The 25,836-nt window shown below is 35.7% G+C and carries 23 protein-coding genes and 5 pseudogenes; 19 read left to right on the top strand and 9 right to left on the bottom strand.

Annotated features, from left to right (window positions below):
- Positions 1–27: 27 nt before the first annotated feature.
- From JFV29_RS03405 to abc-f, 3 genes and pseudogenes are all read left to right on the top strand, one after another.
- Positions 28–957 (top strand): VanW family protein, encoded by a 930-nt coding sequence (locus JFV29_RS03405; protein ID WP_201183344.1) that lies wholly within the window; start codon positions 28–30, stop codon positions 955–957.
- A 48-nt stretch (positions 958–1,005) separates the two neighbouring features.
- Positions 1,006–1,117, top strand: a pseudogene (locus tag JFV29_RS30200) (CoA-transferase); the annotation flags it as partial.
- Positions 1,118–1,851: 734 nt separating this feature from the next.
- Positions 1,852–3,489: a ribosomal protection-like ABC-F family protein gene (gene abc-f / locus JFV29_RS03400; RefSeq protein WP_201181252.1), complete on the top strand. Its 1,638-nt coding sequence runs from the start codon at positions 1,852–1,854 to the stop codon at positions 3,487–3,489.
- A 406-nt stretch (positions 3,490–3,895) separates the two neighbouring features.
- On the opposite strand, the gene JFV29_RS03395 is transcribed toward abc-f, so the two are convergent.
- From JFV29_RS03395 to JFV29_RS03385, 3 genes are all read right to left on the bottom strand, one after another.
- A complete protein-coding gene (locus JFV29_RS03395) occupies positions 3,896–5,359 on the bottom strand; it encodes a sodium/proline symporter (RefSeq protein WP_201181251.1) in 1,464 nt (487 codons plus the stop codon).
- A gap of 203 nt (positions 5,360–5,562) precedes the next feature.
- On the bottom strand, positions 5,563–6,780 hold the full coding sequence (locus tag JFV29_RS03390; protein ID WP_201181250.1) for a Zn-dependent hydrolase: 1,218 nt from the start codon (positions 6,778–6,780) through the stop codon (positions 5,563–5,565).
- Positions 6,773–7,486 (bottom strand): L-2-amino-thiazoline-4-carboxylic acid hydrolase, encoded by a 714-nt coding sequence (locus JFV29_RS03385; protein ID WP_242486785.1) that lies wholly within the window; start codon positions 7,484–7,486, stop codon positions 6,773–6,775. Before JFV29_RS03385 ends, JFV29_RS03390 begins: the two co-directional genes overlap by 8 nt.
- A 195-nt stretch (positions 7,487–7,681) precedes the next feature.
- Between JFV29_RS03385 and JFV29_RS03380 the strand changes: the two genes are divergently transcribed.
- The 4 genes and pseudogenes from JFV29_RS03380 to poxB all read left to right on the top strand — a co-directional run bounded on the left by JFV29_RS03380 (position 7,682) and on the right by poxB (position 11,870).
- Positions 7,682–8,548, top strand: coding sequence for a LysR family transcriptional regulator (locus JFV29_RS03380; protein ID WP_201181249.1), 867 nt, complete (start codon positions 7,682–7,684; stop codon positions 8,546–8,548).
- Between the two features lie 402 nt (positions 8,549–8,950).
- Positions 8,951–9,108, top strand: a pseudogene (locus JFV29_RS30195) (histidinol-phosphate transaminase); the annotation flags it as partial.
- A gap of 124 nt (positions 9,109–9,232) precedes the next feature.
- Positions 9,233–9,442: a hypothetical protein gene (locus tag JFV29_RS03375; protein WP_207205079.1), complete on the top strand. Its 210-nt coding sequence runs from the start codon at positions 9,233–9,235 to the stop codon at positions 9,440–9,442.
- A 703-nt stretch (positions 9,443–10,145) separates the two neighbouring features.
- Positions 10,146–11,870, top strand: coding sequence for a ubiquinone-dependent pyruvate dehydrogenase (gene poxB, locus JFV29_RS03370; RefSeq protein WP_201181247.1), 1,725 nt, complete (start codon positions 10,146–10,148; stop codon positions 11,868–11,870).
- Between the two features lie 746 nt (positions 11,871–12,616).
- On the opposite strand, the gene JFV29_RS03365 is transcribed toward poxB, so the two are convergent.
- From JFV29_RS03365 to JFV29_RS03350, 4 genes are all read right to left on the bottom strand, one after another.
- The gene (locus JFV29_RS03365) at positions 12,617–13,708 is read right to left on the bottom strand and encodes a CopD family protein (RefSeq protein WP_201181246.1); all 1,092 of its coding nucleotides are present in this window, start codon (positions 13,706–13,708) and stop codon (positions 12,617–12,619) included.
- Between the two features lies 1 nt (position 13,709).
- A complete protein-coding gene (locus JFV29_RS03360; protein WP_201181244.1) occupies positions 13,710–14,270 on the bottom strand; it encodes a copper resistance CopC family protein in 561 nt (186 codons plus the stop codon).
- A gap of 501 nt (positions 14,271–14,771) precedes the next feature.
- Positions 14,772–15,098 carry a DUF4183 domain-containing protein gene (locus tag JFV29_RS03355; RefSeq protein WP_207205078.1) on the bottom strand — a complete coding sequence of 109 codons (327 nt, stop codon included), beginning with the start codon at positions 15,096–15,098 and terminating at the stop codon, positions 14,772–14,774.
- A gap of 511 nt (positions 15,099–15,609) precedes the next feature.
- Complete coding sequence (locus JFV29_RS03350) at positions 15,610–16,248, bottom strand: LexA family protein (protein WP_201181242.1); 639 nt, start codon at positions 16,246–16,248, stop codon at positions 15,610–15,612.
- A 134-nt stretch (positions 16,249–16,382) separates the two neighbouring features.
- Here JFV29_RS03350 and JFV29_RS03345 point away from each other — a divergent pair, with 134 nt between their 5' ends.
- The 6 genes and pseudogenes from JFV29_RS03345 to JFV29_RS30185 all read left to right on the top strand — a co-directional run.
- Positions 16,383–16,607: a helix-turn-helix transcriptional regulator gene (locus JFV29_RS03345; protein WP_309558928.1), complete on the top strand. Its 225-nt coding sequence runs from the start codon at positions 16,383–16,385 to the stop codon at positions 16,605–16,607.
- A 377-nt stretch (positions 16,608–16,984) separates the two neighbouring features.
- The gene (locus tag JFV29_RS03340; protein ID WP_056523836.1) at positions 16,985–17,200 is read left to right on the top strand and encodes a hypothetical protein; all 216 of its coding nucleotides are present in this window, start codon (positions 16,985–16,987) and stop codon (positions 17,198–17,200) included.
- The gene (locus tag JFV29_RS31325) at positions 17,193–17,417 is read left to right on the top strand and encodes a YqaI family protein (protein ID WP_313889159.1); all 225 of its coding nucleotides are present in this window, start codon (positions 17,193–17,195) and stop codon (positions 17,415–17,417) included. Before JFV29_RS03340 ends, JFV29_RS31325 begins: the two co-directional genes overlap by 8 nt.
- Before the next feature lie 464 nt (positions 17,418–17,881).
- Positions 17,882–18,151, top strand: a complete 270-nt coding sequence (locus JFV29_RS03330) for a hypothetical protein (RefSeq protein ID WP_201181240.1) — start codon at positions 17,882–17,884, stop codon at positions 18,149–18,151.
- A 23-nt stretch (positions 18,152–18,174) separates the two neighbouring features.
- Complete coding sequence (locus tag JFV29_RS03325) at positions 18,175–18,690, top strand: DUF6262 family protein (RefSeq protein ID WP_201181238.1); 516 nt, start codon at positions 18,175–18,177, stop codon at positions 18,688–18,690.
- 11 nt (positions 18,691–18,701) lie between these two features.
- Positions 18,702–18,803, top strand: a pseudogene (locus JFV29_RS30185) (recombinase family protein); the annotation flags it as partial.
- Between the two features lie 816 nt (positions 18,804–19,619).
- On the opposite strand, the pseudogene JFV29_RS30180 reads toward JFV29_RS30185, so the two are convergent.
- Both JFV29_RS30180 and JFV29_RS03315 read right to left on the bottom strand, forming a co-directional pair.
- Positions 19,620–19,895: pseudogene (locus JFV29_RS30180) on the bottom strand (transposase); the annotation flags it as partial.
- Positions 19,896–20,060: 165 nt separating this feature from the next.
- Positions 20,061–21,044 (bottom strand): annotated as a pseudogene (locus tag JFV29_RS03315) (IS4 family transposase); the annotation flags it as partial.
- A 291-nt stretch (positions 21,045–21,335) separates the two neighbouring features.
- Here JFV29_RS03315 and JFV29_RS03310 point away from each other — a divergent pair.
- The 6 genes from JFV29_RS03310 to JFV29_RS03290 are packed head-to-tail and all read left to right on the top strand — an operon-like array spanning position 21,336 to position 25,788.
- Positions 21,336–22,727 carry an MBOAT family O-acyltransferase gene (locus tag JFV29_RS03310; RefSeq protein ID WP_201181236.1) on the top strand — a complete coding sequence of 464 codons (1,392 nt, stop codon included), beginning with the start codon at positions 21,336–21,338 and terminating at the stop codon, positions 22,725–22,727.
- 12 nt (positions 22,728–22,739) lie between these two features.
- Positions 22,740–23,051, top strand: coding sequence for a DHHW family protein (locus JFV29_RS03305; RefSeq protein ID WP_201181234.1), 312 nt, complete (start codon positions 22,740–22,742; stop codon positions 23,049–23,051).
- 21 nt (positions 23,052–23,072) lie between these two features.
- Positions 23,073–24,086: a DHHW family protein gene (locus tag JFV29_RS03300; protein WP_201181232.1), complete on the top strand. Its 1,014-nt coding sequence runs from the start codon at positions 23,073–23,075 to the stop codon at positions 24,084–24,086.
- Positions 24,083–24,247, top strand: coding sequence for a hypothetical protein (locus JFV29_RS29995; RefSeq protein ID WP_201224958.1), 165 nt, complete (start codon positions 24,083–24,085; stop codon positions 24,245–24,247). The genes JFV29_RS03300 and JFV29_RS29995 overlap by 4 nt, the downstream gene beginning before the upstream one ends.
- Before the next feature lie 29 nt (positions 24,248–24,276).
- A complete protein-coding gene (locus tag JFV29_RS03295; protein ID WP_201181230.1) occupies positions 24,277–25,113 on the top strand; it encodes a metallophosphoesterase in 837 nt (278 codons plus the stop codon).
- 27 nt (positions 25,114–25,140) lie between these two features.
- Complete coding sequence (locus JFV29_RS03290; RefSeq protein WP_201181228.1) at positions 25,141–25,788, top strand: response regulator transcription factor; 648 nt, start codon at positions 25,141–25,143, stop codon at positions 25,786–25,788.
- The last annotated feature ends 48 nt before the right edge of the window (positions 25,789–25,836 follow it).

The raw sequence follows: 25,836 nt of genomic DNA, 5'->3' as shown, positions 1-25,836 counted from the left end.
TATTAAATTAATGTGGGGGTGGTTTCACTGAGATTAACATGGATTGCCGGCCTTTTACTATTCGTTCAACAAGTGTATATTCCTGACAGCTTATCGGTAACCCAGCAAGGGCAAACGATTGCTGTTGTCAAACGCGCTGATGTTTCTATGCCATTTCTAGATGTTCCTATGATGGACGTGGATAAATACAATCAGCTTATCGAAAAAATAGACCGTCATGTGTATCAAGAGCCTGTAAATGCCACAATCGACAAGAATGGTAATATTCTTCCTGGGCGGGTGGGTTACAAGTTATACCATCAAGCATTTAAAGAGCAATTTTTTTCCTTTCTATACGGACGTAGAGAACAGAAAGTTGAAGTTCCCTTACTTGCCATTCATCCAAAGGTTGATAACGAACTACTTGCTCAGATTCGTGTAAATAAGATTGGTGAATATAGAACCTATTTTAATGTGAATAATAAAAATCGTTATAATAATATTTCGCTCGCTACAGACGCCATTAATAATTATGTCGTGTTTCCAGAAGAGACGTTTTCTTTTAACCAAGCCGTTGGTAAGAGAACAGTGAACAAAGGATATTTGCCCGCTCGCGTTATCGTCAAAGGAGAGTTTTCTGAAGGGGTCGGTGGAGGGATTTGTCAGGTTTCATCCACTCTGTATAATGCCATCGACAATGCAGGGTTACAAATTATTCGCCGCTATTCCCATACTAGGCATGTTCCTTATGTTCCACCAGGCCGCGATGCCACGGTAAGCTGGTATGGTCCTGATTTTAGCTTTAAAAACAAGTACAATCAACCAATCCTAATCCGAGCTACAACGCAAGAAGGCACAGTAAGTATCAGTGTTTACTCTTCAGATATGATAAATAATGAGACACGGAAAGTTCCCTATGCTTCAAGTCAGATATTAAAGGAAGCTTTGGATTATACGAATGTGAAAATTGTTGATTAAACAAGGGGCCCACCAATCTGTGCGGCCATATTCTCTCGTTTTTTTAGCGGTATGGAAGTAGCGGAAAATGGTGATTTGGCAAACTGGATGATCCCAGACAAGGTCTTCAAAGGACTTGAGTGGAGCGATGGATCTTGTCAACGGAGCGAAACACGTTATCGGAACATGTGAGTAAGCATAGCAAAAATACACATTGAACAAATGAAAGAAGCAGTTGGTGATGGTGTTGAATTAATAAGATATCGAGACATCAGCTTTTGTTTATTTAATGGCTTGCGCTGTTTTTACCATCATTGTAGCAGCGGGACTTAATTTGAAACAAGGTCTTTCCTTCAAAGATCCATTGGTAATTAGCAGCGGAAAACAAACGTGACCAAACAATAAAGTAATGAATATGTATATCAAACTTTCAACTTTGTTATTCAAGCGATGTTACGAGGCAATTCATCATCAATTTATCGCTAATACCTTTATACAGTAAATTCTTACTGAATCATGGTATTAGTGTTTATTCAACTAAAATTAAATTTTATAATCGATTAATAAAGAGCTGATAATAATAGATGAAACAGAAAAATTCTGAAACGTTCGAGGAAATACTGAGTGGAGGAACGGAATAGTTTAACCAGATTTTTCTTTTCATTATTCGATTTTGTGGGTATAATATATTAAATCATATTAGAAGGGATGATGGGTGGCCGATGAAGTTCTAATCTTATTTCAAACATTTGAGAAAATTTTTCAAATTAAAAAATAGGATTAGTCTGCCCATTTTCCATATAATTTTTTAAGCTATTCATTAAATAGCTTATTTTCATTATGAAAAATGCAACTAATCCTTCCAAATTCATTTGGGAGGATTTTTTTCTCCCTTGAAAAAGAAAGGGTGATACGATGAAAGAAATCGTAAAATTAAATCAAATAAATTTAGAAATTATGGACCGTATTATATTTAAAGATCTTAACGCAACTATTGGTCGTGGAGAAGTGATTGGTCTAGTTGGCCGTAATGGTAGCGGAAAGTCCACGCTATTACAAATTTTACTTGGACATGTAAAACTATCTGAGGGACAGGTTGAATGGGAAAATAGCAAAACCGAAGTCTTTTTAGTGGATCAGGAAAAACAAACATACGCATCTGAGCATGTTACACAATTAGAAGCTACTCTAATGGCGAAATGGCATATTCCAGATGTTCCTTACGAAGTGTTAAGTGGCGGAGAAAAGCTCAAAATTCGTCTTGCAAAAGGTTTCGCGTTAGCACCGCATTTACTCTTATTAGATGAACCAACAAACCATCTAGATATAGAAAGTACGGAGCTGTTAGTTAATCAAATAGAAAATTATACGGGTACAATCATTGTCGTTTCACATGACAGATATTTTTTGGATACTGTAGCGACGAAAATTTGGTCGATTGAAAATACGAAATTATTCGAGCAAAAAGGAAATTATACACATTATATAAAGATTCGAGAACAAAGAAGATTAACTCAACAAAGAGAGTACGAAAAACAACAAAGAAAAATGGAACTCGTAGAAAATCAAATAAACGAACTGACATCGTGGTCGCAAAAAGCGCATGCACAATCGACTAAGCAAGAAGGATTTAAAGAATATTACCGCCTAAAAGCGAAACGAATGGATTCTCAAGTCAAATCTAAGCGTAAACGTCTTGAGAAGGAACTTGAGAAGACAAAGGTTGAACGTGTTGAGGAAGATTATCTTGTTCGATTTTCGTTAGAAGCGAATACGAAGGTCGGCAAAAGATTTTTAGAGGTGAAAAACTTAAAAAAGGATTTTGGGGAACGAATATTATTTGAACAGACGAATTTTACAATTCAACACGGTGAAAAAGTAGCACTTATTGGCCCGAATGGTAGTGGGAAAACGACATTTTTAAATATCGTAATGGGCAATGAGTTTGCTGAAGGGGACATTTGGGTTTCCCCATCTGCGAATATTGGTTATTTAACGCAGCAAGTATTTGACTTGCCTCTAGAGAAAACGCCTGAACAATTATTTAAACGTGAAACATTTAAAGAACGGGGCAAGGTTCAGAATTTAATGAAGCATTTAGGATTTACAGCAAGTCAATGGTCTGAGCCAATTGAACAGATGAGTATGGGAGAGCGCGTGAAGTGTAAGCTTATGCTATATATACTGGAAGAAAAAGATGTACTAATTTTAGATGAACCGACAAACCATTTAGATTTGCCTTCGAGAGAACAATTGGAAAAAACGTTAGCGGAGTATACCGGTACGTTGGTCGTTGTTTCACACGATCAATATTTCTTGAGTAAAACGACTTCAGTTCAGTTGATTTTTGAAAATCACCGTATACAAAAGAAATTAAAGCAGTCAAATGAAAAGGTTGATTCACTTGCAGAACAGCGCTTAAAGCTTGAAACAGAACGACAAGAAGTATTAGGGAAATTGAGCTTTTTATCATCCAAAAGCCCAGAGTATATAGAACTCGATCAAAGATTCAATGAACTTACAAAAAAGATTAAGGGATTAGAAAATCTATAATTCAGTAACGAATGCACTTTAGTGGAAATTAAACGAATTTGATTTTAGTTTTATTAATTGTATTTACTCTGAACGAATCATATTAAAGCTTAAAAAGGAGGTACTACGTTTTAGATAGTATCTCCTTTGGGTTTCTTAAAGCAAAATAAAAGACTTTATTATCTCTATACAGCTGCCAGTTTATCTGCTATTTGTATTGCCATTCAGTTAGCTCTCCTTTATTAGGTCTTGATAATTTCAAAATGGAGTAAATTTATTACTTAGGGTACAACTTTGAACATCCACAACAGACTCTTTTAAATCCAAAAAAACCTGTAATCCTTGAGAGACAAGGATTACAAGGTTTATATAAGGTAATTCTGATTTGAACTAGCAACTGTCAATCCTTCCAACCTATTTGGAACAATTAAGAAGCTAATTTAGCTGATTTTGAAACTTTTTCAGGAAACCATAAACTCACTACAATACCAACAATAAGACAGATAAAGAAAGTGGCCGCTTTAGCAGTCACGATGGCTTCTAAAGGAGAAGTGGTCCACAGGATGGCACTGATAAACCCTGTAATAATAGTGGCTACTACGCCTGTACCAGATGTTTTTTTCCAAAAGAATATAAGTAAAATGACGGCAGAAAATGTATTGCCGACTCCTGCCCAAGCAAAACTGACCATATTATAAATAATGGAGCCAGATGCTAACGAAACAACAATACCTACAAGACCAGCTACAATGGCAATGCAACGAGATAATTTCACTAAGGTTTGACTCTTTATCGTCATACCCATTGCTTTATGAACAATATCTTCACTTACTGATGTTGTAATAACGAGTAATTGAGAAGAAGCTGTTGACATGATAGCAGCTAAAATTCCTGCAATGATGATTCCTGCAACCCATGGTGGCAACAAATCGAATACCATATGAGGCAAAATCATTTCAGAATCTTCAATCGTTCCTTGTTTATAGATAACGGAAGCAAAAATGGCAGATAAAAAGGCACCGACGTAGACAATTAATGTCCAAATAATCGCAACAATTTTTCCTGTTTTTAGTTCTTTTTCATCCTTTAACGCCATAAAGCGAGAACTTAATTGCGGCTGTCCGCCAAGCCAGCCAAAGAACCAAGAAAGGTTTGTAAATAGCATGGCTCCGATGGCTAGTCCAGATAATCCTCCGATCCAACTATCTGCACCACTTCCCATTGAACTTAAGGTATACGAAATCGATAAATCATTTTGTTGAATTTCAAAAAATCCTGCAATTGGAACGATAATAAACGCTAAAACCATTAAAAAACTTTGAATTGTATCAGTCCATACAACTGACATAAACCCACCCATACAAGAGTAGGCAATAATGATGAGGGCAACTACAATGGTTCCTACCGTAATATTAAGTCCAGAAAAAGAATAAAGAGTTTTACCAACACCGGAAAATTGAGCTGCTAAGTAGCAAGTAAAAAATATGACCATAATGATCGATGACAACCAACGAATCAAATTAGTGTGATTAGGAAATTTCACAGCTATATAGTCGGTTAATGTATACACTTTATATTTTTTTGTTTCATTCATAAATCTTTTGGCTAAAAAGAGCCAAGAAAAGAGGACGCCTATAAACATTCCCGATAAGATCCATATTCCTGCCAAACCTGTTACATAAATAAAACCTACTGCCCCTAAGAACATATAGGCGGATTCACCTGTAGCTCTTTCAGAAAAAGCTAGTGCCCAACCAGGTAACTTATTTCCTCCGAGAAAATAATCAGCGTGGTCCAATTTTTTTCTACTAAAGAGCACACCCACTCCAAGCATTAAGAGAAGGTAAATGATGATTTCGGCAAAAACAATCGAAGATCCTGAAAAATTCATTTTATTATCTCCTTTATAAATTATATTAAACAAAGTTGTATAGTGAGAATAAATACAAAATTTTTTTCCCATCAGGGATTATTCATGGTTAACAACTAATTTCAAAAACATGATTTAACCCTTGATTTATATAAATAACAGAGCCAGATTTTGAAAGAGTATAATCATAAACAGGCTCTGAACATACTACAATGATATATTCTTTAGTTTTGGTCTAATTGTAGAATTGTTAAATATAAGACTTTAGCGGCTTTTTCAATATCTTGCTCTGAAGAAAATTCTCTTGGATTATGACTGATCCCATCTTTCGATCTAACAAAAATCATACCAATTGGGAATCGATTTTCAAACTGCATGGCATCATGTCCGGCACCACTAGGTAAAGAGACGATGGATTCACCTAATTCTTGAATACTTTCCTTTATGACATCTTGAATGTTGTCTTCACAACGAACAGGTGCAACACGTTGTAATACAGAGATTTCTAAGTGTAATTGTCGATCATTAGCTATCTTTTTCGCGAATTTTCTAATCTCTTGTTCGACTTGATCTCTGGTTTTTTCATCGATATCTCTAATATCAATTGTCCATTCCACCTCACCAGGAATGACGTTCACGCCGTTTGGTTTTACAGAAAGTTTGCCCACAGTAGCTACAGATGAAGGGGACTCCTTAGCTATTTTTTCAACCTCTGCAATAATTAAACTTGCTCCTACTAAAGCATCTTGTCTTTGATTCATCGGTGTTGCACCAGCATGCTCTGACAGTCCTGTTAATTTGAACTGAAGCCACACTGGACCAGCGATACCAGTTACATTACCTACTGCTGCTTCATTATTTTCAAGAATCTTTCCTTGTTCGATATGTACTTCTAAATAGCACTTTACGTTTTCTATTTTCGCACTTTGGAGATGCTGCTTTTCTAATCCATAATCCCTCATGGCTTGTTCAATCGATATCCCTTGATTATCTACTTTTTTTAAATCATTGGATGTCAATGTACCTGCGACAGCTCGGCTCCCAATCATACCAAAGCCAAAACGGGTTCCTTCCTCATCCTTAAAGGCAACAATTTTAACGGGATGTTTCAGTTCAATTTCTTTTTCTTTTAACGAATGTATGACTTCAATGGCGGTTAAGACTCCTAAACTCCCATCATACTTTCCGCCATTTGGAACGGTATCAATATGTGAACCTATTAAAATAGTGGGTAAATCATCCGTAGCCTCTTGACTCCCAATCAGATTGCCCACTGTATCATAATGGACGGTTAAACCAGCAGATTCCATATATTGTTTGACTCGTTCATTTGCTCGTCTCTCATCACTTGTATAAGAAAACCGATTTATGCCACCTTCCATTGTTTTTCCAATGATAGATAACTCTTCTAAATGGGTATTTAATCGCTTGATATTAATCATTTTTTTTCTCTGAATCTTTTAATTGAAAACGAAAATGACATTGTCCTTCTTTTAACACAAATTGATCATGTACGACGTTAAATTTATTGTTAAAACCATGAGCAATTGCATCATCTATCACCCTACAATAAACAAGTCCGTAAGAATGCATATCGTCATCAGCCCATTGTTGGCCTAATGGACATACTGTAAATGTTTGCTCGATTTCCTCAGGTTTATTCACCGTTTCAATGGTAAACAAATCACTTCGTCCCATATCGTAGTTTGTTAAGTATTGATCAATTGTGTTGTCTGCCCCATTCACTCTGGCTCTTTGTGCAATACCACGACCACGCTTTTCACCAAATTGCCATATACCTTCTTGAATAGCTTCTTCTCCTTCATCGCCATAAGTATCTACTATAGCTTTCGTAATTTGGGCAAATAATCTTGCAAATAGGGCAAAGGGTGTAAGATTTCCATACTTATTTTGACTGTTATGATCTTTAGGAATATAGTCAAATAACGTATGATTTTCTCTTTCTGTCGTTGCTTTTATCGCAATCTCTTCCGCGTCTTTATATCCAAAATTATCAATTCCTTGTTGCAGTAATGCCTTTCCATTTTCTTTATATTTCGAAACAATGATTATTTCTATTTCTGTAAATAATTTAGCTGTCATGACTTCCATGGAATATGGTGGGATAACATGATTCGTTTTACTCAATATAAACACTCACTTTCTATTTTTCATTTTTTAGTATAATCCTAGCTTTCGTTTAAGTTAGTTTTCTAAATTTATAAAACCGATAAATTTACTAGCAATTGATTAATTGTTATTATAAATTCAATTCTTTATATAAATCAAATGAATAATTGTAATATAAAATATGAAAAAAATTAATAGTTGGAGTGACTATGAATGACACTGATCAAATATGAGATCTTTAGAACCGTTGTAGAAACAGGAAGTCTATCGAAAGCAGCGGAAGTAGTTGGATTAACTCAATCAGCTGTAAGTCATGCAATCGCAAGTCTTGAGTCCGACTTCGGTTTTTCGTTGATTACTCGGGGACGTTTAGGTATTCATTTAACCAGCAATGGAGAAAAAATGCTGCTTTATATGCGAGAAATATTAAAATGGAATGAGCTGATGATGCAGGAAGTATCTAAAATTAATGGACTAGAAACAGGTATCGTACGAATCGGTACACTTCCGAGTGTGTCTATTCAATGGTTGCCTATGATTATTAAGCAATTTAATAAAGATTTCCCGTACATTGAAATAAAACTATTTGAAGGAGATTACGATGAAATTGATCAATGGATCTCGGATGGAACCATTGATTTTGGTTTTATGTCCTTGCCAGTTTCAAAGGCATATGAAGTGATTCCGTTAAAAAAAGATAGACTATTGTGTATTTTACCTGATACGCACCCTCTAAATCAGCAGGATATCATTTACTTAGATCAACTCAAAGATGAATCTTTTATCATGCCTAAATCAAGCATCGATAAGGATGTTCGAAGAATTTTGAAAGAACACAAAATCAAACCAAAAATCAAATATGAAATCGCTGAAGATCAGGCGATCATTTCCATGGTGCAAAATGGTCTTGGAATCAGTATCCTCCCTGAAATGATACTGTATCGAATCCACGAGAGTATTCGAATAATCCCTTTGGAAGGTAATTATTATCGCTCCATTGGAATTGCAGCCACTTCCTTACGTTATATGTCACCAGGATCGAAAAAACTAATTGAGTTTATTCAGGAATGGTTAAAATGAAAACAGCTCTTTAGCACATAAACAAACTATTTGTCGTTGTCACACTTGTATTAATTGTATATTTTCAATAAATGAACAGAAAAGGTTTGCGGAAGCATCTTATATCAACTGAGGATCATGATGTTTTCATGATTCTTTTTTATTAATTAAAAGTTAATGGATGGTAAAAAAATTGTTTAATTGAATGATGATAAAAATATTAAATCTTTTATTATTATAGATTCGATTCTAATCTACCAATCACATTAATGGCTAAATAATGATTATTTATTGGCTAAATGAGTGAATTGTTTCACAATTACCTCTTTATCATGGGATTTTTCTTATAGGAAAATTTAAAATCGTTTTATAGTTTGTTTTAGTAGATGAGTAAAAAACTAAATCGATTTGAAGGAGTAGGCAATGTACAACACCAATCAGATAAGGTCTCGTAAAGCACTGGATAAACTTAAGCCGTATACACCAGGTAAACCATTATGGGAAGTTCAAAAAAATTAGGGCTGAAAAGGGTTATTAAATTAGCTTCTAATGAGAATCCTATTGGACCATCACCCAAAGCGAGGTTTAATCAAAAACGTTCAACAAACTCATATTCTACGGCACATAAAAGAATCCATTTTGAAAAAAGGTTGATCAAAATGGATTCTTATCTTTTTGAATGAATATTCCGTTTTATAAATAAGTTTGATTAAAAATCACTTAGAATTCTTTATTCGAAAAGGAATGAAACGCCAAAAAGGTTATTTCAAAATTAAAAGAGCCAATGTTATTTTATATGCTAATGACATAGATAGAAAAAATGGCATGTACAGAGAATTCGAGATGAAGATTGATGGGGGAACAAGATATTTTCCTTATTGGGTGAATGTAACCAATCCTTCATATGCCCCATGAATCCTATACAATAACTTAAATCAAGATAAGAAGAAGGATTTAACTATTGTATTAACAAAGGGTTATGGCACAGAGACTTTAGATAGTGAAGTCCATGTACTAAAAAAACCCAAACCAATATAGGTGAGATTTATGAAGAGGTTCTAGTAGACAATCCTATAGCGATTATTTTGAAAAATTAAAACAAAACTGACACAACATGAAGCTGTAGTGTCAATTGGCGAAAAGAAAACGGTAATTAATATCGAAAAGTTTCAAATCCCCCAGACCATTTGTTTAATGATGTTGCTTTTGGCAGTATCGTCAAATTTGATGTGGTTGATAATCATTAGGTGGCTTCTGTAGGTGGTCAAATTACTCCCGCCATGTTCATTGGTACGATTGAAATTTCTTATGAATTTCAAGATAAAATGTATCAAGCATAGAAGATTGAGTATAAATCAGAACAAATAAGTTGATACGAACTTTTTCAACTAACAGGTGCGTTAGCTTAAGATCGGAGCTGTCTTTAAGGCAGCTTTTTCAATAATGATAAGTCGAAACTCCGCCTTAGTGAAAGGATGTTTACATCAACAGAATATTAAACAGTAAAAAGGAAACCTTAATGTTAATAAATTGAAATTAATAGTAGGATTATTATTTTGTTAAGACGCAGGTAATAAAATACAAGATTTTTATATTTACTAAGGAGGAAAGGAAAAGGATGAAACAAACAATAGCAGATTTACTGATTGATTCTTTGCTGAACGCTGGAGTAAAACGGATTTACGGGATAGTGGGTGACTCACTGAACGCTGTTTTAGATTCCATTCGCCGTTCGGGGAAGATTGATTGGATATCGGTGAGGCATGAGGAGGTTGCAGCCTTCGCTGCGGGTTCTGACGCATTATTAAGTAACAGTATCGCAGTTTGTGCAGGAAGCAGTGGCCCGGGGAATCTTCACCTAATCAATGGACTTTACGATTGTCATCGAAGTCGAATACCAGTGTTGGCTATTGCGGCACATATACCAAGTAATGAAATTGGAGGAGACTATTTCCAACAAACAAATCCTGAGCATTTATTCAAGGAGTGCAGTCATTTCTGTGAGGTTGTGACAAAACCTGAACAGATGCCCCGCATGGTTACGATGGCTCTACAACATTCCATTTCACGAAAAGGTGTCTCTGTCCTCGTTCTTCCTGGAGATGTTGCTTTACTCGCTGACAATGAAAGTGTTCCTGAACAGGTAATCCACATAACACAGCCGGTTGTTCGGCCATCTGATGAAGAGTTAAAACGCCTGTCAGAATATCTTAATAGTGGTAAACGCATCACATTATTGTGCGGGGCAGGATGTGAAGGAGCCCACGCTCAGTTGATGCAGCTTTGTGACAAACTTAAGTCGCCAATGGTCATTGCACTTAGAGGGAAAGAACATCTTGAGTATGATAATCCATATTTGGTGGGACTAACGGGTCTTATTGGATATTCATCTGGATATCATGCCATGATGGATTGTGATGTATTATTAATGCTTGGTACCGACTTCCCGTATAGGCAATTTTTACCCAAAAAATCTATTATTTTACAAGTTGATATTCGAGCGGAACATTTAGGCCGCCGAGCAGCTTTAACCTTTGGACTTTGTGGAGACGTTAAATATACAGTTGAATCACTTCTTCCTCTTTTAAGTGAAACACATGACACTCATCATCTAGATAAATTTGTTTCAAATTATCGGGATGTTCGCAGGGGATTGGATAAGCTTGCAATAGGGAAGCCAGGAAGGATGCCGATTCATCCGCAATTTCTTACTAAAGTAATAAGCAATCTCGCCAGTGAGGGCACAGTGTTTACATGTGATGTAGGTACACCAACTTTATGGGCTGCACGATACCTGGAAATGAACGGAAAAAGACGACTTCTGGGATCTTTCAATCACGGAACGATGGCAAATGCTTTGCCTCAGGCAATTGGAGCCCAGGCTGCGAGACCGGAAGTTCAAGTAGTGGCACTGTCTGGAGATGGAGGACTCTCAATGTTAATGGGTGATTTATTGACACTTCGGCAGCATAAATTACCGGTAAAAGTAGTTGTATTTAACAACAATGCTCTAGGTTTCGTAGAACTCGAGATGAAGTCTTCAGGCTACCTAGAAACAGGGACAGGTCTTGAGAATCCAAACTTCGCTGATGTTGCCCAGGCGATGGGAATAGAAGGAATTCGTGTAGAAGACCCGGCAGATCTTGAGAATGCGGTGAAACGAGCGTTTTCACATAACGGCCCAGTTGTACTTGACGTGGTAGTAAACCGCCAGGAGCTGTCACTTCCGCCTAGTATCAAATTAGAACAGGCACAAGGATTCACTCTTTGGATGCTTAAAGCTGTGCTGAATGGCCAGGGTAATGATATTGTGGAGCTGGCTAAGACCAATCTCATCCGATAGTATGTAAGTAAGAGGCAAGTGTTAATAGAAAGCAAATAAGGTGAAGGTTAAAACATAAAAAAATGCAGGCAGGTTGAACATTAGCCTGCTCTGATACTGTAAAATAAAAGGGCTGTGTAAATCTGCATGAGCACAAATAGGGCCTCACATTCTTTTTTCTATGTCTTCTTAAAAATAGAAATTATTTCTTTTGTGGGTTCTACGAGGGATGCCGAAATAATAAACGAGTCGCTACTTTTGGTGGTAAAAGAACCACATGATCATTATGCCTGATGCTGATTTAGATTAAACCGTTAATGCCTTCCTAGGTGCAGCGGTATGGATTTAGCTAGCTTCCCAATTTTAAGACCTTTTGCTAAAGTGGCATGATATATATTCCTATAATATCTATTTCAAAGAAAACCTCGATAGAATATATGAATAATCTGTAATCCGTAAATATCTGTCCAACCCAATTTTTGTTTTTTTAAGACTTTCAAAAATTAAGGGTTAAAAATGAAGTATAGATAGACAAAGGGAAACGATCATACTGATGGAAATTAAACATGAAGATTGCAAAAAAGACCGCCTATCTGGCGATCTTTTGAATCTACGTATTAAAAAACTAAGCAGCATCTTTTATCTCTCTTGTTTTGTTAGCAAATAGTTTTTCTATAAGAGTTGTCATAATATACCATACGCCCCATATCTTCCTGCATTTATATCAGAAACTAGTAAATACAAGGGGAGTAATTTATTAGTAATTTTTATTGGAGTCCTAATATGAGAGATAAATAAACGCATAGCACTAATAGGATACACATAAAAAAAGAAACGACAGCAGGGGCTTTCTTGGTGAATGAAAAAATGGTTAAAACTAAGAATAAAAGGGCTAACAAAATAAGAGACATACTTGTTGAGTTTAGAACAAGTTGAACAGTCATTTCTGGCTGAAACTGCCCTTGATAAAACATCGTAAATAATTTAGAAACCACTTCACTTGTTACAGTTGTTTCGTGTGGTGGTGATTGTTGTCCTAATGCTGCAGTTGCTGAAAATATAAGCAGAATTACGATACTTTCTACTCTTGCCCAAGGTTTTGGATTAAAGTTTATATCTTTCTCTAATTTCCTTTTCATAAGAATACTATTGATTAATGCGTAAACCATTAAAGGAATAATCAATATATGTTTAAACAATAGGGCTTGTCCATAAGGAATCATCCAAGAATTGGGATAATCCTTAAACTCAACAACAAAGGTCATTAGTATAAGACCTGTCACAATAGTACTTGCAAAGCAAACAATAGCAACAGGTGTAAACCATTTTAAGAAATTCAACCAATTAGAATGATTTTTTGAAAACCAACTAACAACGATTAGTATCCCTGTCCAAACACTAACAGCAGTAAAATGGGCTGATTGATTTAAAAAGCCCTTCACCTGATCATACGAACTGGCATGACTTGACCAACCAAGTGCAAGAATTAATATGAGCGTGAAGATAATCCCAATGTAAGAATAGAGAGCCCTTTTTCGATAATCAAACCAAACCACTAAAATAAATAATAAATTTGAGAAAATGTAAGTAAAAACCCACGCTTTTCCTACTTCAAATGTAAAAAGAACAGACTGAAAAGTTTGTGCAAATCCAATATCCTCATATAGGTATAAAATCAATTGTAAAACGGGGATAAACGAAAAGATGGCTATACCCCCTATAGCCATCATTAAATAACCCTTTGGTACGTTTATATCCGGTCGATAAGAGCTTGGCACAAGATATAAGAGAAAGCTACCGATGAGAAGAGCAAAGCAAAGATATAACAATGCCTCACTAATGATTCCTATTAAAAACATTTTATTTTTTCCTTCTCAATACCCATATGAAACTTCCAACAACGATCACAATTAATACACCAATGATAGATGGAATTATATAGGAGGGCAATTTGTTTTGTTCAATTTCTTCTTTTGGTTCATTTGCTGTTTTTGGTTTATTTTCTTCTACTTGTTTCGCATCTTCTTTTTTTGGTTCCTTTTGTACTTCTGCAGGAGTTTCAGTAACAGGCATATCTACCGAGAAGGAAAAATCTCCATCAATAGGATGCCCATCTGCTCCGATAATCTTCCATTTCGCTTGATATTTCCCATTCTCTAAAGGATTTGAAAAACTACCTACCATTTTATTCTCTGTTATAGAGATATTTTTAACAGGTATTGAATCTCCATTTAAATTTTGAATCTCAAATGTACTGTTCTGTTCTATCTTTGATTCAAAAGTTAATGTGATTTCTTGCAATTCCTCTTTAACGATAGCTCCATTTTGAGGAGATGAGCTTTCTAAACCAGTGTGAGCCAAAGCATTGTTTACAAATGCTAGGAAAAATATAAACGTAAATAAAAATAACTTTTTTATCATAATTAACCTCCAAATAGTAATAACGCACTCATTGTATCAGAGTGGGTATTATATTCAAACCATCATTACAACAAATTTTCGACAAATTGGCAAACTCGGCATAAACAAAATATTTGAATGTGGTGGAACAATAGGAGTGAAAAGATTTTATTTTCAACTCAAAATGACAATAGTGAGGACTTTTTGATAGGACGAGGAAAAGGGAAATCGAGTAAAAGAGGAATTGAAAAAAATTCTATCAACCTTTAATTGCACCCTTTTTTCAGCACCCCAATTCACTCACTTTTATAAAAATTTAATACTCGTTAACATTGCAATGTAAAAGGGAAACACAAGCAAAACACCTCAAAATAATCCCATCCATGCGCTTGTTTTTCGATAACTAACGAATAGATAAATTAAGAAAAGTATCGATAAATAGAAATATTGCTGATACAATTCTACAACTCAAATGTAAGAGGTAACTATACATGCAATTTGGGAGAGAGAAGGTTTATCCCCTTATTCTTCAGAGGTCTTTAATGGATTAATTGATAACAGTTGTATCGCTCGTGGGTATGAATTTTGTTCAATAGTTGAACCAGCAGGAACTGTAATTACTAATTGCCCTACACCTGCACCTCCAGGAGTATAGGTTAATAGATCATCCATCTGCAGTACACAATTAACATAACCATTAAAGTAACTATTATCTGTTGCTGAAGCTGGTAGTGTAGAAGCATCTGCTCCTGTGTCAGTCCAGAAGTCTTCAACTGCAATTCTTAAATTCCCTGCACCTGTAACAGTGGCAGTAACTTCATTGAAGAACCTTACAACAGATGGAAACAACCCAACTTGTGCAATAGGAAGTGAAAGCCTCTGACGGGATTCGAACCCGCACTCCTTTCGTAAGCATAGGATAGGGGAGAACACGCTTCCCTACGGATTTAACCGGCAGGAATTGCACCTGCCTCAGCTTATTTGCTTTTCGGTGCTTCTGAAACCCTTACCTTGCGACCCGGTGGCTACAATGTTTTCCGGCGCTCTTCCCTTCTAGAGCTACAGAGGCGAAATATAATACTCTAATTTTACGAATCTTATAAGTGGTTGTGAACGATAGTATAACCGAAATTAAAGAATGAAAAACCTGACTTGTTAAATATTAGAATCCTACGATAAAAAAGGGTTCTTCTTATTGTGCGGTAGATTTTGTGGGATTGCTGCAAAAATTAATAATGGTCCGACCTGGTTGATAGATGAAAATGACCAGGGCTTCCTTGATAGAGAAATAAATTAAATGACAAAACATCTAAAAGAGGGTGAACCTTCGCCCAACTTTAAATGCTCACGATTGGAATTATCAATCGTATATTTTTATTGCTTGAACTACTTTTCCTAATATTCGAACCCGATCTTTGTTGATATTATAAGTTTTTTCTTCATAAAATGGATCTGTGCTGGATGGAATCAGTGTGATGTTTTCTTCGAAAATGTTCACTTTTTTGACTGTAGCATCATGACCATTTACTAAGACCACACCAATTTTACCGCTTTCAACATAGGTTGTTTTTTCAACTAGGATAAGTGAACCGTCGCTGAATTCTTTATTCATGCTGTTGCCATTTACCTTAAGATAAAAATATTCTTTGTTTGTTTCAAGCATAGAATTTAATGTCGGCATATATGCTTCTATATACTCTCGGGCAAAATTCGGTTCACCAGCAGGGATATTGCCGTAAACACCAATTAATCTGACGTTCTTCTCGTTTAAATATTCCATTGAAGGATTATCTTCAACTGTAGGTGATCCTTCAATGAGGTGGGAAAGCGGTATATTAAAGCAAGTAGACATCAGGCTTAATTTATCCATTAAAGGTTTGTTACGCCCCGATTCCCAGGCTGATACTGCTGTAGGAGCAACTTTTAATATTTTTGCTAAATCTTCTTGGGTCATTCTTCGTTCTTTTCTTAACTTTTTAATTCGTTCTCCAATGTGCATATTTCTTCACCTCTACCTTGAATATACACTATGAGTGAATATGAGTAAACTTAAAGTGTGTGAATTTTACAACAATTTGTTGTTAACTATACTTCAAGTGTGATATTCTTTTTTTAGACAGGAGGTGACAAGATGTGACAAATGTAAAATTTACAATCAAACAGGCGAGAAAGTATAAAGGTTTAACACAAGAAGAAATGGCAAAAGTGCTAGGAATGGCCAAGAGAACCTATATCGATTACGAGCAATATAAAATTCCTTTACGTATTGATAAGGCTTTTTTGTTTGCAGAGTGTGTTGGTTTTTCGATTGACGATATCATTTTTTTTGACCCTAACATACACTTTAAGTGTAGTTAAGGGGCAAGTTTACTATCTGGCTTAACAACAAGTGATTGAGCAACCCTTTTTGAATGGGGTAATAAAACTACTCAATTATATGGAACAAATGCGAACATTTTAGGATACAAAAGAACATTGCTTCAAACATCTTTGGGTGAATGGACTATCTAACAGTTCGGAAAATAAAACACTTGTATAACAATATGGCTGATGGTCGTTTTAAAGGAATTAAGTCATATGAGTGATGTTATCTTTTGATTAATGACTGAAGAAGCCGGCTTTATTATATTGAAAATCATCCGAACGTGCCACTGGAAAACCAGACTAAAAAATAGAGTTTTCTCAAAAATCCATACTTATGATGATTTGAGAAAACAATTGGGAGGGTGGATAAAGTGGAAAGAGAAATTAAATCATTTGAGGTAGTTTCAGGAGCCGTTGTTAATACCATTTCGATTGGTAGAGAATTTGGTGGAGAAGTTGTTGAGGACATTATCTTACACGATGGAGTATTCAAATTGTTTAATCGCAAGGACGAGCTTATCACAGAAATTAATTTACCTGTTGTTGGTGTGAAATACGAGTATAAAGGAGGCGAGTTAAGTGCCTAAAGAAATCAAACATCCAAAAATTTCTCAGACTCTAAAGATAGGTTTTCTTAGCTTTAAAGCGCAACCAGAACATGCAGGCATTGATTATTATGGCCATGGAATTTTATTGGGTGATTCAATTGTAATGGATCCATCCACAGGTGAAGTTGTGTTGAAAGTAAACCTAGATAGTTACCTTAGTGAAGTTTATGGTTTTTCATTTAAAACTGCTGATTAAAAAAGAACTCTTGGATCAAATCCAGAAAGACAATCTATTTGTTTTTGGAAGGCAACATGAGTTATCGAAAAGAAAGGATTTAATTACAATCTATGAAATGAATTATTTAGTACACTAAGACTAGGAGCAATTGGACAGTGGCGCATTCGAAGAAATTGCAAATAAAATTAATAAAAATATTTGAGCCCTCTTTCCTTTGTAGGAGATAGGGCTTGTTCCTTATAAAAAGACAAATATGAAGGAATGACAAAGTATTACACCCGTCAACTTGTGGAAAAGCACAAAGAAATTCACCAAAAAATTGAAGGGCTGAGGTATCCAAATGAAAGCCCAGTTGCGTTCCGTGGGAAAATTTTAAATCTCGACGAGCGAACGACACAACAGCTCTCAAAAGATTCAAGGCGCTATTTAACGTGGGAAGCAAATGGAAAGAAAGGGGTTGGAATTTGCAGTGATATAACGGGATGCAATCGAAGGGAACTTCTGTACATATTGAGTGTTATGCTTGTGATTGGTTTGTGCCAAAACTTGAGTATTATGACGACTATAAAGCTGAGCAAACTCATTGGAAGAATGTTATAGATCAAACATCAAAAGATCCAAATCGAGCAGCTCATTTTGAAAATGCGGTACGCAATGCCAGTTATTTAGAGAGAATTATCAACATATGTGAAAAGGGTATTGAAAAATCCAAGGAAGAGAAACTTCAAAAGCAGGTCAAGCCACCTGCTTAGACCACCTGAATGGGAGTGAAAATATGGCTAATGAAGGATTATTAGAAAAGCAGCAGCAGATGCGTGAAGACAGTATTGAGCGTGTCAAATGGTCAGTTCAGTACTTGAGAGACTTAGAGGGTGATCATACTAGAATTAGTGCAAAGAAAATCGCGGATATTTCTGGTCTAAGTCGTACGGTTTTATATAAATCCCATTTGCGCCCTTTATGGGATAGAACGTGGAGCAAAAGTGAAAAAGAACGGCAAAGTAAACACGATACAAATCGTCAACTTCGGGAACAAAAGAAGTTAGAGGATCAGATTGTTCTTTTAGAACAACAACTGCAGAAGAATGAACATCAAAAAGAACGCCTCTTAAATTCTCTAGAAAAGGAGAAATCACGTTCCAGCGTATATCGTCAGGATTATGAAGAACTTAAAGAGAGACATGCTAAACTCCTCCACCATAACCTGCGCCTCCTTCGAAAGCTACATCTTCATGGAGTAGACACAGATGAATTTGATGATAAAAAAAATGCTACTTTCGAGCCACAATAATTTTATCAGACAGTCAGTTCTTAATTACTGTCATGGCTGCTGTCAATCAATTAGAACAAGATCTTATACTTATGCGACAACGTGAAGGAATTGAGCTGCTGAGAAAGGGGGGCCTGATATTGAGATTGTGAAGGTTGCTACTTAAACTGAGGGAGTGTTAGAAGAGGAATGAAAATACATTTCTCTTTAATATCGCATTTGACCCATACTACGTAGTAGATAAGGAAGCTCATAAAAAAAGCGTGAAATACCACGCTTTTATGACTGTCGTTTTTTTAATTGTAAATTGCCTTTATTAAACATAATAAGCCCATTAATTCTCTCGTATATGGCATACAAAGGATATAGCAGACCAATAAACACGATAATGGAAGGTATTTTATCAATGACAGGTATTATGCCAGATAGCAAAGTTATTAATGTTTCTGTTAAGTAAATAAATAAAGGAATTATTGCGATCAAACCAATTAAAAGAAATGGGGTTACTTTTGTTTCTTTTAATTTGGTTTTGCAGTACGGACACTTCATGGTAAAAGGTGATGAAAAATCCTCAAAGTCATCAAGTGTTATTGCTTTTTGACAATTTGGGCAAGGTACAGAGGTTCTTATAATAATCTCCTTAAAAGAATTTAAGTATAATTGGGAATTTCCTGTACTGTAAATAGAAAATAGTAGAATCGGGAAGTGAACAGTTCGACAATAATGTGTAAAAGAAGAGAAAGTGCTTGTTCAACTACCATGAAAATTAAACACTAATAATCAGGAAAAAGACCATATTAAATAAAACGCAAGCTTCAATTTTTTTGAAAAAGAGCAGCGCCATATAAAGATCTCCTAGAATTAATCGGTGGTTAGGATGCTTCTGATATATTTACGGTATATCCTAAGTTTTCTAACCTTCGGACCGAATTTCTTACAATGGAAGCTTGCTATTGTTTATCAAAATAATCTTCGCCTAAGTCTACATACATTTCTTTCCTTGTTAAAAGATAATAAGAAATTCTTAACATGGCGTGGGCAACGACAATTCCAGCTCGTTTTCTTCCTTTTCGCGCAGCTGTCCGTCTGTATAGAGCGCCAAGATAGTTTTTGGAGGCTCCAACTGAATGAGCAGCTTCAGTTAAAGCAGATTTTAAATATTTATTTCCCTTTTTGCCTCTGGTTGATTTCCTTTTTCCTGCACTTTCATTGTGTCCTGGTACGAGGGCGGCCCATGATCATAATCTGGCTGCACTTTCGAACTGTTTTTCAACGTCCGTTCCGATTTCAGCTAGAATTTGTTCTGCCATTCGAGTGGCAATTCCAGGTATTGAATCCAGTCGTTCTATGTTTTCTTGATACACACTAACTCTTGGGGCAACCTCTTGATCTAGTTTTTCAATCTGCCAACGAAGTGAATACAATGAATGCACGTAGTCCGTCGGTATTTCTTCTAGCGACGTGTTCGTGATATATACATTCATGCCCATTAAACGTTTACTTTTATCTTTCATGACAATGCCTTTCTTCTTTTCACGTATCGCTTGATTTTTCAGGCGTGTTTGCGTTTGATCGTCGGTTAAACGATGGATAATGACACGTGCTGGAAGCTTCTGATTTTGTCCAATGTATGCCTCGGGTATTTCCATCGTGTCACCAGGGGTTAGACCAGACATCATTTGTGTCATATCAAGCTGGATGTATTCTGTTTGCTTTTTTAACGTGCTATTTTTGAAGTATTCTGGCTCAGGGTTTTTAATATAAATGCGGGTATTCAGCTTCAACCGCGAGATATAGTAAGCCTCATTATCATGAATGGCTTGTAAGTCTCCCAAATCGAAGTAACCAAGATCACGCAAACATAAATCGCCAGCCCCTACGGTTTCAAGACAGATGGTACCGTATGTTTTATCAATTCTTTCCTGGTCCAAGTTGCACATTAAGAAATTGACCACTTAGTAAATCATATTCCAATTGAATTTTCACGCCTGCCGTATTACTACTCCCACCTGAACCTTGATAGTCAGTGGGAAAGAATCAGGTAGCTGAAACACAGTCGCATCTAAAATCCGAATACGTTCGAAAGATGAAATCATGTGTGAAGATAGCGATTGTGTCTCACAAAGTTTTTGTGTTAGGAGTGAAGTAAAGACTTCTCGAAGGAATGCGACAGCTGCTGGATTAAAGCGTTGATTGAGTCCCACTTGGCTCATTAGTACACCCGTCGAAGCCTCTAACCGACTACATAGTTGCGTAAGCGATGTACTAGCGACTTCTTGGCTGAGCCAAACGCAAAGGGCGATGAGTTCATTTGCTTGATACTTACTAGATCGTTGCACAAAATCAACTTGTTTGGCAGTTTCTTGTAGGACTATTGGAGATAGAAAGCGTTGTTATTCTTGTGCGAAAAGTGTCAGTTCACTGGAGTTGATAGGATTCATAAAAAACACCATCCTTTCTCGTAAACTTCTTATGATAAGCATAGCGTTTTTTCATTTATTTATCTCGATGCATTTGAAAAAGCATAGAAGAAGACAAAAAAAGTGGATATTGATATTTGGACATTAGAAGATCGAACTGCCACAGCCTTTTAGGTTGTGGCAGTTTTTTGTTTGTAACATTGCTGTCACAGAGGATTGTTACTATGTAAATGAAAGGAGGATACGATGGTTTTTTCAAGTCTTTTGTTCATTTATTTATTTCTACCAATCAATATAATACTGTATTACTCAGTGAAAAATAGAAGCTTTAGAAACATCATTTTGTTAATAACATCATTATGTTTTTATGCTTGGGGTGAGCCAGTATGGATTGTCCTATTACTTATTAGTAGTTGTGTTGATTATTGTCATGGATTGTATATTGAAAGATTTCATGGAACGAAATGGGCTAAATACGGTGTTGTTTCTTCCATTATATTAAATCTTTCTTTGCTAATAGCATTTAAATATAGTGCTTTCATCTATGGAAATATTAATCTTATTTTTAATACGTCGTTCCAAATACCCGATGTTGCATTACCAATTGGTATATCTTTTTATACCTTCCAAACAATCTCTTACACAGTGGATGTGTATCGAGGAAAAGTACAGGCACAAAGAAAATTTTCGACTTTCCTTTTGTATGTGTCATTATTTCCACAGCTAGTGGCGGGACCGATTGTTAGATATGCGGATATTGCTAAACAAATAGAGCATCGAACTACAAATATTAGCCAAATTAGTGATGGTGTGAATCGATTTATAATTGGATTAGGAAAAAAAGTATTGCTAGCTAATACAGCCGGTAGTTATGCCATGATGTTTATGGATCGTTCTTCGGAAAGTTTAACCGTAACAGAAGCATGGTTTGGTATTGCGATGTTTACGCTGCAAATCTACTTTGATTTTTCCGGATACTCAGATATGGCTATAGGGTTAGGAAAAATATTTGGCTTCGAATATAAAGAGAATTTTAACTATCCATATATTTCACGATCTGCTACAGAATTTTGGAGACGTTGGCATATATCTTTAGGTAGTTTCTTTCGAGACTATGTGTATATCCCACTTGGTGGAAACCGAAAGAATGAATTTTTTAATTTGATGATTGTATGGTTTCTAACTGGAATTTGGCATGGCGCTAGCTGGAACTTTGTTGTTTGGGGACTATATTTTGGGGTTTTAATTTACTTAGAGAAAAAAATGATAGGAAGAGTTTTAGAAAAACTGCCGAGAATTGTTTCACACTGCTATTTACTAGTGGTTGTAATTATTGGATGGACCTTCTTCTACTTTACTAACATGAATGATGCTTTCTCTTATTTAAAAGTTCTCTTTGGTTTTGCTAATCAAAGCTTCGCTAGTACTGAGTTAAATATTATTGTCACTAATAATATTTTCTGGATAGTGATTGCTATTTTATTATGTACACCACTAATCAAAGTCATTGGGAAAAAGGTTTTCAAAGGTGCTATGTATAAAGGTTGCTTGATTACTGGGAATATTATGATTCTAATCCTGTGTACAGCTGTTCTGATTAGTGAAAGCTATAATCCATTTCTTTATTTCAGATTTTAAGGAGAGTAATGAATGAAAACCGGTAATAAATTCGAGATAATCCATATCGGTATTATGGTTGGAATTGTAATAGTGGGCTTTACATTATTCATTATATTGCCAACAGATAACATTTCTGAAAATGAAAGACGTCAATTAACACCCTTCCCTACTTATTCAGCGGAAAACTTTCTAAATAAAAGTTATTCCAAACAAATAGATGTATATGTGAATGATGTATTTCCATTTCGTGAGCAGCTGATTGAGTTGAATTCCCTTTATAGTAATGCAAAAGGAATACGATTAGGAACAGATGAGATACAAATATACAATATAGAGAAATAAACAAAAGGACATTTAAAAACAATGAAAAAATATATGATAGTTTCAGCAATTGCGAACCTACTAGTTGCAGGATGTGCTTGTAAAGACATAGAAAATGAAAGTAAGGGGAGCATTGTTGAAGATAATAAACAAGAAGTTTCAGAGAATACCACTGCTGAAAAATCCGGCACCATTATTACACTCGGCGATCGAGCAGTCGAAATTTTTTACGGAAATGAAGAAACTGCAAAGCGATATTCCAATACTATTTCAAGTATGAAACAAGCTCTAGGAGAGCAAGTAGAAGTATATAATATGGTAGTTCCAACAAGTGTAGAATTTGCGCTACCGAAAAAGTATCAACATATGTCCAAACCGCAAAAACCTGTTATTGATAAAATTTATGACAATCTTAATAGTGAAATTAAGACAGTCGATGCGTATAAAGCATTAGAAAAACATAAAAATGAGTATTTATATTTTAATACGGATCATCATTGGACATCACTAGGTGCATATTACGCTTACGAACAATTCGCGAAAGAAGCAGGATTTAAAGCGAAGTCATTAGATGAATACGAAAAATATTCTAAGAAAGATTTTTTAGGTACATTATTTACACAAACTCAAGATACTAAACTAAAAGAGAATAAAGATGTTATTGATTATTACAAGATTCCCGTTGATTACAAGGTATTTCGTTATGAAAAAGGGAAAGAAGATACAGCAGTACCTTCAACGTTATATGCCGATTATGCAAATGGTGTAAATGCTTACTCTATATTTTTACATGGAGATTTTCCAATGATTAAAATTCAAAATAATGATAGTAATAAAGGGAGAAAACTAGTCGTTGTAAAAGAGTCTTATGGAAATGCATTTGTGCCATTTTTAATACCTCATTATGACGAAATATATGTAGTGGATTCTAGATATTACAATAGTAGTTTAACGAAATTAGTAAATGAAGAAGAGGTAAAAGAAGTATTATTCATCAATAATATATTTGCTGCTAATACGGAGAAAATTGTGAAAACACTTGAAGGATTACAGTGAAAAAGCAGAAGCCTATTCCAAGTGAGGAAACCATGTACGTCTTTGATTGCGGATGCGTAGATTACAAACACTTAAAAGATCGAACTGCCACAGCCTTTAAGGTTGTGGCAGTTTTTGCTTGTAACATTGTTGTCACACTGAGAATGTATGGTAGTAGTTAGTCTTCATACATAAGAGAGGTAGTGTAACTTTGAAAAGAGTAATTTGGAGAGTTATCAAATGCTTGTTCATCCTAAGCATAGTCGTAATAGGAATCATTGTTTCTGCATGTAAAATAGAGCCAAAACGTTTGGTGACAAGGGAATTTGAAGTAGAGCTGTCATCGGAAAGTCGGGAATCTATCAGAGTTGTTCAGTTTTCAGATGTGCATTTGGGTCCTAATTATTCATTACACCAGCTAGAGAAACTGGTCGATAGAATAAACGAGCTTGAACCTGACATCATCGCTTTTACGGGCGATCTCATAGATGTAGTATCTGAGTTCGAGGGAAGGTCAGAAATAAGTGGCATATTGGGTAAACTAAATAGTAGATATGGCAAATATGCTATTTGGGGAAACCATGATTACGGAGGTGGCGGGGTCAGGTTTTATGAAGACATTATGATAAAATCAGGATTTAAGCTACTTAAAAATCAGAATAGTGTCATTGAACTTGACGGTGGACAGTTAGTAACGATTATAGGGTTGGATGATGCGATGCTTGGACACCCAGATATTGAAAAATCATTTGCGGGTGTTAACAGCCAGGAAGCCAAATTGTTACTGCTGCATGAGCCGGATCTTGTAGACGAAATAGAGGCAGATCGTTTCGATTTAGCCTTGGCGGGACACAGTCATGGCGGGCAAGTGGTTGTCCCGTTATTTGGTCCTCTGGTGACACCCCCTTTTGCGAAGATATACACAAAAGGGATGTATCAGTTAGCGACGGACACATATCTGTATGTAAATAGAGGAATCGGCACGACGAAGATAGCTGTGAGATTTTGGAACCCTCCGGAGCTATCAGTGTTTGACTTAGCTATGTAAAACTTAATGCCGAAGGAGGAATAAGAAATGGCTGTTTTAATCGCAGATGATGAGCCGCAAATGGTTAAGATACTTTCAACCTATTTCAAAAAGGAAGGCTTCAATGTCCTGACGGCTAATGATGGGCAGGAAGCATTGGATATATTTGAATCGACCAAGATCGAGTTAGCTATTTTGGATTGGATGATGCCGAAAATTGATGGTATAGAGGTATGTAAATATATCAAGGATAATAGCCAGACTAAAGTTCTGATATTAACAGCGAAAGGTCAAACGGAAGATGAAATAAAGGCCTTACATAATGGGGCTGATGAATATATTAAGAAGCCATTTGATCCACAAATACTACTATTAAGAGCTAAAAAACTTATGAATAATAGCGAAGAAATTAAAGTAAGAGATATTAGGATAATGGAGCATGAAAAAAAAGCATACAAGCACGAAGAATTATTACAGCTTACCAAGATTGAATATGATTTGTTGCTGTTTTTCAGTAGAAATAAAGGTGTTATTTTATCGAGGGACAGGCTGGTTGATAGCGTTTGGGGCATGGATTATGATGGTGATCTTCGAACAGTCGATACGCATATCCGGAGACTAAGAACTAAAATCGGTACTGATATTATCAAAACTTACCGAGGTGTGGGCTATTGTCTGGAGGTGAAGGAAGATTAAAATCGGGAGCAAGTTTTCAGTTGGTGTGTCATCCATTGTTATTTGCAC

Source organism: Peribacillus sp. TH16 (genome assembly GCF_016651095.1).
GTDB lineage: Bacteria > Bacillota > Bacilli > Bacillales > DSM-1321 > Peribacillus > Peribacillus butanolivorans.
This window is presented reverse-complemented; position numbering and strand designations above follow the sequence as displayed.